Origin of the sequence: Flavobacterium sp. LC2016-13 (assembly GCF_009707955.1) — a bacterium.
In the GTDB taxonomy this organism is placed as follows: Bacteria; Bacteroidota; Bacteroidia; order Flavobacteriales; family Flavobacteriaceae; genus Flavobacterium.
The window spans coordinates 114,938-127,620 of sequence record NZ_WMDQ01000006.1 but is presented as its reverse complement, the minus strand read 5'-3'; the positions used below and the strand labels follow the sequence as shown (position 1 = coordinate 127,620).

The 12,683-nt window shown below is 33.6% G+C and carries 20 protein-coding genes; all 20 read left to right on the top strand.

Annotation, left to right across the window (positions count from 1 at the left end):
* Positions 1-10: 10 nt before the first annotated feature.
* Positions 11-325 (top strand): 50S ribosomal protein L24, encoded by a 315-nt coding sequence (rplX, locus tag GKZ86_RS13935; RefSeq protein ID WP_007803650.1) that lies wholly within the window; start codon positions 11-13, stop codon positions 323-325.
* A 2-nt stretch (positions 326-327) separates the two neighbouring features.
* Positions 328-879 (top strand): 50S ribosomal protein L5, encoded by a 552-nt coding sequence (gene rplE, locus GKZ86_RS13930; protein WP_017495015.1) that lies wholly within the window; start codon positions 328-330, stop codon positions 877-879.
* A 3-nt stretch (positions 880-882) separates the two neighbouring features.
* Entirely contained in the window at positions 883-1,152 is a 270-nt protein-coding gene (gene rpsN, locus GKZ86_RS13925) for a 30S ribosomal protein S14 (protein WP_031456037.1), read from the top strand.
* A gap of 77 nt (positions 1,153-1,229) precedes the next feature.
* Positions 1,230-1,628, top strand: a complete 399-nt coding sequence (gene rpsH, locus GKZ86_RS13920) for a 30S ribosomal protein S8 (protein WP_007803657.1) — start codon at positions 1,230-1,232, stop codon at positions 1,626-1,628.
* Between the two features lie 18 nt (positions 1,629-1,646).
* Complete coding sequence (rplF, locus tag GKZ86_RS13915) at positions 1,647-2,189, top strand: 50S ribosomal protein L6 (protein ID WP_154783707.1); 543 nt, start codon at positions 1,647-1,649, stop codon at positions 2,187-2,189.
* A gap of 11 nt (positions 2,190-2,200) precedes the next feature.
* Positions 2,201-2,551, top strand: a complete 351-nt coding sequence (rplR, locus tag GKZ86_RS13910) for a 50S ribosomal protein L18 (protein WP_089058805.1) — start codon at positions 2,201-2,203, stop codon at positions 2,549-2,551.
* Between the two features lie 3 nt (positions 2,552-2,554).
* Positions 2,555-3,079 (top strand): 30S ribosomal protein S5, encoded by a 525-nt coding sequence (gene rpsE / locus GKZ86_RS13905; RefSeq protein WP_085950926.1) that lies wholly within the window; start codon positions 2,555-2,557, stop codon positions 3,077-3,079.
* A gap of 12 nt (positions 3,080-3,091) precedes the next feature.
* On the top strand, positions 3,092-3,274 hold the full coding sequence (rpmD, locus tag GKZ86_RS13900) for a 50S ribosomal protein L30 (RefSeq protein WP_154783706.1): 183 nt from the start codon (positions 3,092-3,094) through the stop codon (positions 3,272-3,274).
* 11 nt (positions 3,275-3,285) lie between these two features.
* A complete protein-coding gene (rplO, locus tag GKZ86_RS13895) occupies positions 3,286-3,738 on the top strand; it encodes a 50S ribosomal protein L15 (protein ID WP_017495009.1) in 453 nt (150 codons plus the stop codon).
* Between the two features lie 13 nt (positions 3,739-3,751).
* Positions 3,752-5,098 carry a preprotein translocase subunit SecY gene (gene secY / locus GKZ86_RS13890; RefSeq protein WP_089049758.1) on the top strand — a complete coding sequence of 449 codons (1,347 nt, stop codon included), beginning with the start codon at positions 3,752-3,754 and terminating at the stop codon, positions 5,096-5,098.
* A gap of 7 nt (positions 5,099-5,105) precedes the next feature.
* On the top strand, positions 5,106-5,321 hold the full coding sequence (infA, locus tag GKZ86_RS13885; RefSeq protein ID WP_007136545.1) for a translation initiation factor IF-1: 216 nt from the start codon (positions 5,106-5,108) through the stop codon (positions 5,319-5,321).
* A 12-nt stretch (positions 5,322-5,333) separates the two neighbouring features.
* Positions 5,334-5,450 (top strand): type B 50S ribosomal protein L36, encoded by a 117-nt coding sequence (gene ykgO / locus GKZ86_RS13880; RefSeq protein ID WP_072945378.1) that lies wholly within the window; start codon positions 5,334-5,336, stop codon positions 5,448-5,450.
* Between the two features lie 2 nt (positions 5,451-5,452).
* A complete protein-coding gene (rpsM, locus tag GKZ86_RS13875; RefSeq protein ID WP_056245953.1) occupies positions 5,453-5,827 on the top strand; it encodes a 30S ribosomal protein S13 in 375 nt (124 codons plus the stop codon).
* Between the two features lie 8 nt (positions 5,828-5,835).
* Complete coding sequence (gene rpsK, locus GKZ86_RS13870; RefSeq protein ID WP_007803677.1) at positions 5,836-6,219, top strand: 30S ribosomal protein S11; 384 nt, start codon at positions 5,836-5,838, stop codon at positions 6,217-6,219.
* Positions 6,220-6,314: 95 nt separating this feature from the next.
* Positions 6,315-6,920 (top strand): 30S ribosomal protein S4, encoded by a 606-nt coding sequence (gene rpsD / locus GKZ86_RS13865; protein ID WP_154783705.1) that lies wholly within the window; start codon positions 6,315-6,317, stop codon positions 6,918-6,920.
* 21 nt (positions 6,921-6,941) lie between these two features.
* A complete protein-coding gene (locus tag GKZ86_RS13860) occupies positions 6,942-7,934 on the top strand; it encodes a DNA-directed RNA polymerase subunit alpha (RefSeq protein WP_026109818.1) in 993 nt (330 codons plus the stop codon).
* A gap of 36 nt (positions 7,935-7,970) precedes the next feature.
* Positions 7,971-8,462, top strand: coding sequence for a 50S ribosomal protein L17 (gene rplQ / locus GKZ86_RS13855; protein WP_154783704.1), 492 nt, complete (start codon positions 7,971-7,973; stop codon positions 8,460-8,462).
* Between the two features lie 248 nt (positions 8,463-8,710).
* Positions 8,711-9,829: a glutamine-hydrolyzing carbamoyl-phosphate synthase small subunit gene (gene carA, locus GKZ86_RS13850; protein WP_154783703.1), complete on the top strand. Its 1,119-nt coding sequence runs from the start codon at positions 8,711-8,713 to the stop codon at positions 9,827-9,829.
* Positions 9,830-9,932: 103 nt separating this feature from the next.
* Positions 9,933-11,225 carry a phosphopyruvate hydratase gene (gene eno / locus GKZ86_RS13845; RefSeq protein WP_055093067.1) on the top strand — a complete coding sequence of 431 codons (1,293 nt, stop codon included), beginning with the start codon at positions 9,933-9,935 and terminating at the stop codon, positions 11,223-11,225.
* Between the two features lie 155 nt (positions 11,226-11,380).
* Positions 11,381-12,658, top strand: coding sequence for a citrate synthase (locus GKZ86_RS13840; protein ID WP_154783702.1), 1,278 nt, complete (start codon positions 11,381-11,383; stop codon positions 12,656-12,658).
* The last annotated feature ends 25 nt before the right edge of the window (positions 12,659-12,683 follow it).

Below are 12,683 nucleotides of genomic sequence, written 5' to 3'. Positions count from 1 at the left end.
TCGTTTTAAGATGATAAAGCTAAAAATAAAATCAGGAGATATCGTAAGAGTTATTGCTGGAGACCATAAAGGTGCTGAAGGTAAAGTTTTACGTGTTTACCGTGAGAAAAATAAAGCGATAGTTGAAGGTGTAAACATGGTTTCGAAACATACAAAACCAAGTGCTAAAAACCCTCAAGGTGGTATCGTTAAGAAAGAAGCTTCTATACAAATATCTAACATTTCACTAATTGATCCTAAAACTAAGGAAACAACTAGAGTTGGTATTAGAGTAGAAGGAGATAAGAAAGTAAGATTTTCAAAAAAATCTAATCAAGTACTATAGTAATGGCATATACACCTAGACTAAAAGAAGAATATAAGAGTAGAGTAATCTCTGCTCTTAAAGAGGAATTCGGATATACAAACGTAATGCAAGTTCCAAAATTGGAAAAAATCGTTTTGAGCCGTGGAGTTGGTGCAGCTGTATCTGATAAAAAACTTATTGACTATGCAGTTGATGAGTTAACAAAGATCACTGGACAAAAAGCAGTATCTACAATTTCAAAGAAAGACGTTGCGTCATTCAAATTGAGAAAAGGGATGCCTATTGGAGCAAAAGTTACTTTACGTGGTGAGAGAATGTATGAGTTTTTAGATAGACTTATTACTTCTGCTTTACCGCGCGTTAGAGATTTTAGTGGTATCAAAGCTACTGGTTTCGACGGAAGAGGTAATTACAATCTTGGAGTTTTAGAGCAAATCATTTTCCCTGAAATTGATATTGACAAAGTAAACAAAATTTCAGGAATGGATATTACATTTGTTACTACTGCAAAAACAGACAAGGAAGCAAAGTCATTATTGGCTGAATTAGGATTACCTTTTAAAAAGAATTAAGATATGGCTAAAGAATCAATGAAAGCCCGTGAGGTGAAAAGAGAGAAAACGGTAGCTAAGTACGCTGAAAAAAGAAAAGCTTTATTAGAAGCTGGAGATTATGAAGGCCTACAAAAATTACCTAAAAATGCTTCACCAGTTCGTTTACACAATCGTTGTAAATTAACAGGTAGACCAAGAGGTTATATCCGTCAATTCGGTATTTCACGTGTAACTTTCCGTGAAATGGCTAACAATGGATTAATTCCAGGTGTTAAAAAAGCCAGCTGGTAATATAAAAAGTTTATAAATTGATTAAAGGTTCAGGAAGCAAAGTGCTTCCTGAAAACCATAATCGCAATCAAATACATATGTATACAGATCCTATTGCAGATTATTTGACTAGAGTTCGTAACGCTGTGGCTGCAAACCACAAAGTTGTTGAAATTCCAGCATCTAATCTTAAAAAAGAAATAACTAAGATCTTATTTGATCAAGGTTATATCTTGAGTTACAAATTTGAGGACAACACTGTTCAGGGTTCAATCAAAATTGCTTTGAAGTATGATAAAGATACTAAAGAGCCTGTAATTAAAGATATCCAAAGAATTAGTAAACCTGGTTTACGTAAATACGCAGGTGCTGCCAAATTACCAAGAATCCTTAACGGATTAGGAATTGCTATTGTTTCTACATCAAAAGGTTTGATGACAGGAAAACAAGCTAAGCAATTAAATGTAGGTGGTGAAGTAATTTGTTACGTATACTAATTTTAAAGACTAAATAAGATGTCAAGAATAGGTAAAAGCCCAATTGTAGTCCCTGCTGGCGTAACTGTAGAAGTTAAAGACGGTATTATTACAGTAAAAGGAAAAAAAGGTCAACTTACTCAGGAGTTTTCGGACGTTACTGTAAAAGTTGAAGGCGATCAAGTACAAGTAGAAAGATCGTCTGATCATAAAGACCAAAGAGCAAAACACGGATTATACAGATCATTAATCAATAACATGATTGTTGGTGTAAATGAAGGTTTTACAAAAGAACTTGAATTAGTTGGAGTTGGTTATAGAGCTTCAAACCAAGGTCAAAAATTAGATTTAGCTCTTGGATATTCTCACAATATTGTTTTAGAAATTGCTCCAGAAGTAGTTCTAGAAACAATATCTGAAAAAGGTAAAAACCCTATCGTAAAATTAACATCATTTGACAAACAACTTTTAGGTCAGGTTGCTGCGAAAATCAGAGGTTTCCGTAAGCCTGAGCCATACAAAGGAAAAGGTGTTAAATTTGTGGGTGAAGTATTAAGAAGAAAAGCAGGTAAATCAGCTTAAAAAATAAGATTATGTCATTAACAAAATCTGATAGAAGACAGAGAATTAGATTCAGAATTAGAAAATCGATTAGTGGTACTGCTGCTAACCCAAGACTATCTGTATTTAGAAGTAACAAAGAAATTTACGCTCAACTTATTGATGATGTAAATGGAGTTACTATTTTAGCTGCATCTTCAAGAGAAAAAGAAATAGGAAAAGGTACTAACGTTGAAATCGCTGCTGCTGTTGGAAAATTAGTTGCAGAGAAAGCGTTAAAAGCTGGGATCGATACCATCACTTTTGATAGAGGTGGATATTTATATCACGGTCGTATTAAATCATTAGCAGAAGGCGCAAGAGCGGCTGGACTTAAATTCTAATATATTATGTCTAAATACAAAAATGTAGAATTGGTAAAACCAAGTGGTCTTGAACTTAAAGATCGTCTGGTAAGTGTTAATCGTGTTACTAAAGTTACAAAAGGTGGTAGAGCTTTCGGTTTTTCTGCTATTGTAGTTGTAGGTGATGAAAACGGAGTAGTTGGTCATGGATTAGGAAAATCTAAAGACGTTTCTGAAGCAATTGCGAAAGCAGTAGAAGATGCTAAGAAAAATTTAGTAAAAATTCCTTTGAATGGACAATCTGTTCCTCACGAACAAAAAGGTAAATTTGGTGGTGCACGTGTATTCTTAATTCCTGCTTCTCATGGTACAGGGGTTATTGCTGGTGGAGCTGTTCGTTCAGTTCTTGAATCAGTAGGTATTCACGATGTATTATCTAAATCTCAAGGATCATCAAATCCTCATAACGTAGTGAAAGCAACTTTTGATGCTTTATTACAAATGAGAAGCGCTCATACTGTTGCAAAACAAAGAGGTGTTTCTTTAGAAAAAGTTTTTAAAGGTTAATTCAAGGAAATTATGGCTAAATTATTAGTAAAACAAGTAAGAAGCAAAATCAACTGTCCTCTTTCTCAAAAGAGAGGTTTGGAAGCTTTGGGTCTACGTAAAATGGGACAAGTTGTAGAGCATGATTCAAAACCTGCTATCCTTGGGATGATAAACAAAGTTAAACACTTAGTTTCTGTCGAAGAAGCTAAATAACAAATACTGTTATGAATTTAAGTAACTTACAACCAGCTGAAGGGTCAACGCACAATCAAAATAAAAGATTAGGTAGAGGAGAAGGTTCTGGAAAAGGTGGTACTTCTGCAAGAGGTCACAAAGGAGCAAAATCTCGTTCTGGTTATTCTAAAAAGATTGGTTTTGAGGGAGGGCAAATGCCACTTCAAAGACGTGTGCCTAAGTTTGGTTTCACAAACATCAATCGTAAAGAATACGAAGGTGTTAATTTAGATACGCTTCAATTATTAGTAGACAATGGTGTGATTACTGATTCTGTTTCTATGACAGATTTCGTAGCAAATCGTCTAGCTACCAAAAATGAAATCGTTAAGATTTTAGGTAGAGGAGAATTGAAAGCAAAATTAAAAGTAACTGCCCACAAATTTACTGCTACTGCAAAAGCTGCTATTGAAGCTGCTGGTGGAGAGGCTGTAACTATATAACTTATCTATTAAGATGAAGAAATTTATTGAATCAATAAGTAATGTTTGGAAAATCGAAGAACTGAAAAACAGAATCCTAATTACATTAGGATTGCTTTTAGTATATCGTTTTGGTGCACATGTAACGCTACCTGGAATTGACGCAACTCAATTAACAGGTTTAGCGGGACAAACTAAAAATGGTTTAGGATCTATCCTAGACATGTTTACAGGAGGTGCTTTCTCTAAAGCTTCAGTTTTTGCTTTAGGTATTATGCCTTATATTTCTGCATCTATTGTTGTTCAGTTAATGGGAATTGCGATTCCTTATTTGCAAAAACTTCAAAACGATGGAGAGAGTGGTAGAAAAAAGATTAATCAAATCACTCGTTGGTTGACTATAGCTATTACACTGGTTCAAGGTCCAACTTATATCTATAATTTATACAGAACGTTACCTGGAAGTGCATTCTTACTAGGCTTTAATTCACCTGAATTTTTGTTCTCTTCTGTTATCATCTTAGTTACTGGTACAATTTTTGCTATGTGGCTTGGAGAAAAAATTACGGATAAAGGTATTGGAAATGGAATTTCATTATTGATTATGGTTGGTATCTTAGCTCGTTTACCGCAAGCTTTTATACAAGAATTTACAACCAGAGTTACCAATAACAATGGAGGTCCAATGTTGTTAGTTATTGAAATTATTGTGTGGTTATTAGTTATTATTTCTTGTGTATTGCTTACAATGGCAGTACGTAGAATTCCGGTTCAATACGCTCGTCGTACAACTACTGGAGATTACGAGCAAGATTTGGCAGGTGGTAATAGACAATGGATTCCTCTTAAGCTTAATGCTTCTGGAGTTATGCCAATTATTTTTGCTCAGGCAATTATGTTTATTCCTGCAGCTGTAGCCGGATTGTCTAAATCGGACACATCACAATCTATTGTTGGAGCATTTAGTAATATCTTCGGATTTTGGTATAATTTTGTTTTTGCAACTTTAATTATTGTATTTACATTTTTCTATACTGCAATTACAGTACCTACTAACAAAATGGCCGATGATTTGAAAAGAAGTGGTGGTTTTATTCCTGGCGTTCGTCCAGGAGCTGAAACTTCAGACTTCCTTGATAAAGTGATGTCTTTAATAACTTTCCCAGGATCTTTATTCCTTGCTTTGATTGCTGTGTTCCCAGCTATTGTTGTAAGTATTATGGATGTACAACAATCTTGGGCAATGTTTTTTGGAGGTACCTCATTAATAATTATGGTTGGGGTTGCGATAGATACTATTCAACAAATCAATTCATACTTGTTAAACAAACATTATGATGGTTTAATGAAGACTGGTAAAAATAGAAAAGCAGTAGCTTAATATATTTATGGCAAAACAATCAGCAATAGAACAAGACGGATCAATCATTGAAGCATTATCAAATGCGATGTTCCGTGTGGAGTTAGAAAATGGACATATTGTAATTGCTCATATTTCTGGTAAAATGCGTATGCATTACATCAAGTTATTACCTGGTGATAAAGTGAAACTAGAAATGAGTCCTTATGATTTGTCAAAAGCAAGAATTACTTATCGATATTAAAGGATATTCACTATGAAAGTTAGAGCATCAGTAAAAAAGAGAAGTCCCGAGTGCATTATTGTGCGTAGAAAAGGGAGATTGTACGTAATAAACAAAAAGAATCCTAGATTTAAACAAAGACAAGGATAATTATGGCAAGAATAGCAGGGGTAGATATCCCAAAAAATAAGAGAGGTGTTATAGCACTTACCTATATCTTCGGATTAGGAAGAAGTAGAGCTATTGAGATTTTAGAGAAAGCTCAAGTTAGCCAAGATAAAAAAGTTCAAGATTGGAATGATGACGAGATCGGAGCAATTCGTGAAGCTGTTGGAGCATTCAAAATTGAAGGAGAGTTACGTTCTGAAGTTTCTTTGAACATCAAACGTTTAATGGATATTGGATGTTACAGAGGTATCCGTCACAGATCTGGTCTTCCGTTAAGAGGACAAAGAACTAAAAATAACTCTAGAACAAGAAAAGGTAAAAGAAAAACTGTTGCTAACAAGAAAAAAGCAACTAAATAATAAGTAATATGGCTAAAGCAACTGCAAAAAAACGTAAAGTTATCGTTGAATCAACGGGAGAAGCTCATATTTCTGCTACCTTCAATAACATCATCATTTCTTTGACAAACAAAAAAGGTGAAGTTATTTCTTGGTCTTCAGCTGGTAAAATGGGTTTTAGAGGTTCTAAAAAGAATACTCCATATGCAGCCCAAATGGCAGCAGAAGATTGTAGTAAAGTAGCTCTTGAAGCTGGACTTAAAAAAGTAAAAGTTTATGTAAAAGGACCAGGAAACGGACGTGAGTCTGCTATCCGTTCTATTCATAACGGTGGAATTGAAGTTACTGAGATTATCGATGTTACTCCAATGCCTCACAACGGATGTCGTCCTCCAAAAAGACGTAGAGTTTAATTTTATTTATTCATAGTATAAACAAGGTAGAATATAGATTATCGAAGGATTTGACCTGAATTCATAATCTCTACCTTAAATTTAATTTTTTAGAAATGGCAAGATATACTGGTCCAAAAACTAGAATTGCTCGTAAATTTGGCGAAGCAATCTTCGGAGATGATAAATCTTTCGAAAAAAGAAATTACCCACCTGGACAACACGGGATGGCTAAAAAAAGAGGTAAAAAATCTGAGTACGCTGTTCAATTAATGGAAAAGCAAAAAGCTAAATATTCTTATGGAATTTTAGAAAAACAATTCAGAAATTTATTCAAAAAAGCATCAGCTACTAAAGGAGTTACTGGTGAAGTTCTTTTACAATTATGTGAAGCAAGATTAGATAATGTGGTTTTTAGAATGGGTATCGCTCCTTCTAGAAGAGGTGCTAGACAATTAGTTTCTCACAGACACATTACTGTAAATGGTGAAGTTGTAAATATCGCTTCTTACCACCTTAAAGCTGGTGATAAAGTTGCAGTTCGTGAAAAATCTAAATCTTTAGAAGCTATCGAACGTTCTTTATCAAATTCAAGTCATGTTTATGAATGGATTACTTGGAACAATGATCTTAAAGAAGGAACTTTCGTTTCTGTACCTGCGAGACTTCAAATTCCAGAAAACATTAAAGAACAATTAATCGTAGAGTTGTACAACAAATAATAATTGACTTAGTCGAAATTTATGGCAATATTTAATTTTCAAAAGCCCGATAAAGTTATCATGATCGATTCAACCGATTTTGAAGGTAAATTTGAATTTAGACCTTTAGAACCTGGTTACGGATTGACAGTTGGTAATGCACTTAGAAGAGTTTTGCTTTCAGCATTAGAAGGTTATGCAATTACATCTGTTCGTATCGAAGGTGTAGATCATGAGTTTTCTACTATTTCAGGTGTTGTTGAAGATGTTACCGAAATTATCCTTAATCTAAAACAAGTACGTTTCAAACGTCAAATTGAAGATATCGATAATGAAGCAGTTACTATTTCTGTTTCTGGTAAAGATCAATTAACAGCAGGTGATTTTCAAAAATTTATTTCAGGTTTTCAAGTTCTGAACCCAGACCTTGTTATCTGTAATTTAGATTCTAAAATCAAATTGAACTTCGATTTAACAATCGAAAAAGGTAGAGGATACGTTCCTGCTGAGGAGAACAAAAAACAGAATGCTGCAATTGGAACCATTTTTACAGACTCTATTTTTACTCCGGTAAAAAATGTAAAATATGCAATTGAAAACTTCCGTGTTGAGCAAAAAACAGATTACGAAAAATTAGTTTTTGAAATCAAAACTGATGGATCTATAAATCCTAAAGATGCTCTTACTGAGGCTGCTAAAGTTTTAATTCACCACTTCATGTTGTTTTCTGACGAAAGAATTACACTCGAGGCTGACGAAATTGCACAAACAGAATCGTATGATGAAGAGTCATTGCATATGAGACAATTGCTTAAAACTAAGCTTGTTGATATGGATTTATCTGTGAGAGCATTAAATTGCTTGAAAGCGGCTGAAGTTGATACACTTGGTGATTTAGTATCGTTCAATAAAAATGACCTAATGAAATTCCGTAATTTTGGTAAAAAATCTTTAACTGAGCTTGATGAACTTGTTGCAGTTAAAAATTTAACTTTCGGAATGGACTTAGCTAAATACAAATTAGATAAAGAATAATTCAATCCGCCACGGCGGATTAAATTTAAAATAGCAATGAGACACGGAAAAAAATTCAATCACTTAAGCAGACAGACTGGACATAGAAAAGCTATGTTGGCTAATATGGCTTGTTCTCTTATTGAGCACAAACGTATTAACACTACTGTTGCTAAGGCTAAAGCGCTTAAACAATTCGTTGAGCCTTTAATCACAAAATCAAAAGAAGATACTACTCATAATCGTCGTATCGTTTTTGCTTACTTACGTAGTAAATATGCGGTAACTGATTTATTCAGAGACGTAGCTGCTAAAGTTGGTGACCGTCCAGGTGGATACACTCGTATCATTAAAGTTGGAAATCGTTTGGGAGATAATGCTGATATGGCAATGATCGAACTTGTAGATTTCAATGAACTTTACAATGGTGGTAAAAAAGAAGTTAAAAAAGCAAAAAGCCGTCGTGGTGGTAAAGCAAAAAAAGCTGATGAGACTACTCCAGAAGCTCCAGCTGCTGAATCAGAATCGACTACTGAAGCTTCTGAATAATTATGAAAGTAATGATTCTATAGAAATCAAGGATAAACTAATTTTTAGTTTATCCTTTTTTTTTGATTTTTTTGAAAGGACTTTAAATTTAACTTATTTCAGTAGTATGGTTTTATTTTTATGAACGAAATTTTTAAAAAATCTTGGAAGCACTCTTTTAAAGAAGTAAATTTGCAAAATATCTAATTACAAATGAAATGAGCTTTGCGAGTTTCATGAAACAATTAAAAAACAATACAAATTAAAGAATGAAATACACAACACGACAAAGCGCCATTTTATTACTAAGTGATGGGACAATTTTTCATGGAAAATCTATCGGTATTAGCGGTAAGACTTTTGGTGAAGTTTGTTTTAATACTGGAATGACGGGTTATCAGGAGATTTTTACAGATCCCTCTTATTTTGGTCAAATAATGGTGGCTACCAATGCACACATTGGAAACTACGGTGTTAATGATTTAGAAATTGAATCTGATAGCATCAAAATTGCTGGTTTAGTTTGTAAAAACTTCAGCTTTAATTATTCAAGAGAAGATGCTTCGGGAAGTTTAGAAGATTATTTCACTAAGCAAAACTTAATCTGTATCTCTGATGTTGACACGAGAGCTCTTGTAAGCTATATTCGTGATAATGGGGCTATGAATGCTGTTATTTGTACAGATGGAACTTCGATTGAAGATTTGAAAAAGGAATTGGCGAATGTGCCAAATATGGAAGGTTTAGAGTTGGCATCAAAAGTTTCAACTACTGAACCTTATTTTTTTGGAGATGAGAATGCAACGTATAAAATCTCTGCTTTAGATCTTGGAATTAAAAAGAATATCTTAAGAAATCTGGCTAAAAGAGATTGTTATATTAAAGTGTTTCCATACAACTCTACATATAAGGACCTAGCTGAATTTAATCCAGATGGATATTTCTTATCTAATGGACCTGGAGATCCAGATCCTCTTTTTGGTGCTATTGAAGTAGCAAAAGAAATTTTAGCAAATGATAATCCTTTATTCGGAATTTGTTTAGGACATCAGGTAATTGCTTTGGCTAATGGAGTTCAAACTTATAAAATGTTTAACGGGCACAGAGGAATTAATCATCCTGTAAAGAATATTGTTACAGGCAAAGGAGAGATTACTTCTCAAAATCATGGTTTTGCTGTAAATAAAGAACAACTAGATAATCATCCTGATTTAGAGATTACGCATTTACATTTAAATGATGGAACTGTTGCTGGTATGCGTATGAAAAATAAGAACTGTTTTTCAGTTCAATATCATCCGGAAGCGAGCCCTGGACCACACGATTCATCTTATTTGTTCGATCAGTTTGTTGAGAACATAAAACTAGTTACTGCTAAAACGATATAGTTAATAAATAAAGAGGTTTAATAGTCGGAATGCGTTTTTACTATTGAATATTTTTATAATTTCGAAAAAAAATATATAATTTATTAATAAAAAACAAAAAATAATGAGTATTATAATTAAAGTTCACGCAAGACAAATTTTTGATTCCAGAGGTAATCCTACTATTGAAGTTGACGTAGTTACAGAAAATGGTGTTTTAGGAAGAGCAGCTGTTCCATCTGGAGCTTCAACTGGAGAACATGAAGCTGTTGAGTTACGTGATGGTGGAAAAGCATTCTTAGGAAAAGGAGTTTTGAACGCAGTGAATAATGTAAATACTGTTATTGCTGAAGAATTAGTTGGAACTTCTGTTTTCGAACAAAACACAATTGATCAATTAATGATTGATTTAGACGGAACTCCAAATAAATCTAAATTAGGAGCTAATGCTATTTTAGGAGTTTCTTTGGCTGCTGCAAAAGCTGCTGCAAACGAACTTGGATTGCCATTGTACAGATATGTAGGAGGAGTTTCTGCTAATACATTACCTGTTCCAATGATGAATATCATCAATGGTGGTTCTCACTCTGATGCACCTATTGCATTCCAAGAGTTCATGATTTTCCCTGTAAAGGCAACTTCATTTACACATGCAATGCAAATGGGAACTGAAATCTTCCATAGCTTGAAAAAAGTATTACACGACAGAGGTTTAAGTACTGCTGTTGGTGATGAAGGAGGTTTTGCTCCAAATTTAGCGGGTGGTACTGAAGATGCTCTAGATACTATCAAACTAGCGGTTGAAAAAGCTGGATATACTTTCGGTGACGAAATTATGATTGCTCTTGACTGTGCTGCTTCTGAATTTTATGTAAACGGAAAATACGATTATACTAAATTTGAAGGTGAAACCGGAAAAATCAGAACTTCTGAAGAGCAGGCAGATTATTTAGCTGAACTTGCTGCTAAATATCCAATTATTTCTATTGAAGACGGGATGTATGAAGATGACTGGAATGGATGGAAATATTTAACTGAAAAAATTGGACACAAAGTTCAATTAGTTGGAGATGATTTATTTGTTACTAACGTTGAGCGTTTATCAACTGGAATTGAAAAAGGAATTGCAAATTCAATTTTAGTAAAAGTAAACCAAATTGGAACTTTAACAGAAACTATCGCAGCTGTAAACATGGCTAAAAATGCAGGCTATACTTCAGTAATGTCTCACCGTTCAGGAGAAACAGAAGATAATACAATTGCTGACTTAGCTGTAGCTTTAAACTGTGGTCAAATTAAAACAGGTTCTGCATCTCGTTCTGATCGTATGGCAAAATACAATCAATTATTAAGAATCGAAGAAGAGCTAGGAAGCACTGCTTATTTCCCTGGATTAAACGCTTTCAAGATCAAATAATTGTAAGAGTTATATCTTAAATTTAAACCATTCGTTTTAGCGAATGGTTTTTTTTTGGAGTTTTAACAAATTCATAGCAGTATTCTTTTTTTAATTAGTCTTAAATTCCTTAGATTTGATAAATTATTATTTTAAAGATTTATTTCCGATATATTATGTCAAAAATAGCTACATTAGAAGTAGATGGTCAAAAAATTGAACTTCCGGTAATCACAGGAAGCGAAAATGAATCAGCTATCGATATTAACAAATTACGTGATTTAACTGGTATTATTACTATTGATCCGGGATATAAAAATTCTGGTTCTTGTAAAAGTGAAATCACTTTCTTAGACGGAGAATTAGGAATTTTGCGTTATAGAGGATACTCAATCGAAGATTTAGCTGAAAAAGCTAGTTTTCTTGAAGTATCATATCTTTTAATTTTTGGTGAATTACCAACAGCTCAGGAATTAGAGCAGTTCGAAAATGGTATTAAAAAACATACTTTGGTAAACGAAGAGATGAAAAATATCATTGACGGTTTTCCAAAAACAGCTCATCCAATGGGTGTTTTATCTGCTTTAACAAGTGCTTTAACAGCATTTAATCCAAAAGCAGTAAATGTTGAGAATGAAAAAGAAATGTACGAAGCCATTTGTAAAACAATGGGTAAATTTCTTGTAATTGCAACATGGACTTACAGAAAATCTATGGGTTACCCATTAAATTATTATGATAACACAACTGGTTATGTAGATAATTTTATGCAATTAATGTTTAAATTGCCTACAGGACCTTATGCAGCAAATCCTATTATTGTGGATGCGTTGGATAAATTATTTATTCTTCATGCAGATCACGAACAAAACTGTTCGACATCTACAGTAAGAATGGTAGGTTCATCTCATGCTGGTTTATTTGCTTCAATCTCTGCGGGAGTTTCTGCTCTTTGGGGACCACTTCACGGAGGTGCTAATCAAGCCGTTCTTGAAATGTTAGAAGAAATTAACAAAGACGGTGGAGATACAGATAAATTTTTAGCAAAAGCAAAAGATAAAAATGACCCTTTCCGTTTAATGGGATTTGGTCATAGAGTTTACAAAAACTTTGATCCAAGAGCTAAAATCATCAAAAAAGCAGCTAAAGAAGTATTAGAAACTTTAGGTGTTGATGATCCGATTTTGGAAATTGCAAAAAAATTAGAAGCAGCAGCTCTTGAAGATGATTACTTCAAATCAAGAAATTTATATCCAAATGTTGACTTCTATTCTGGAATTATTTACAGAGCATTAGGTATTCCTACAGATATGTTTACAGTAATGTTTGCTATTGGTAGATTACCAGGTTGGATCGCGCAATGGAAAGAAATGCGTGAAAATAAAGAACCAATCGGAAGACCTAGACAAATTTATACAGGACATCCTTTAAGAGACTTTAAGTCTAACAAATAAAATAACTTTAAAAGCTTCACTTAAC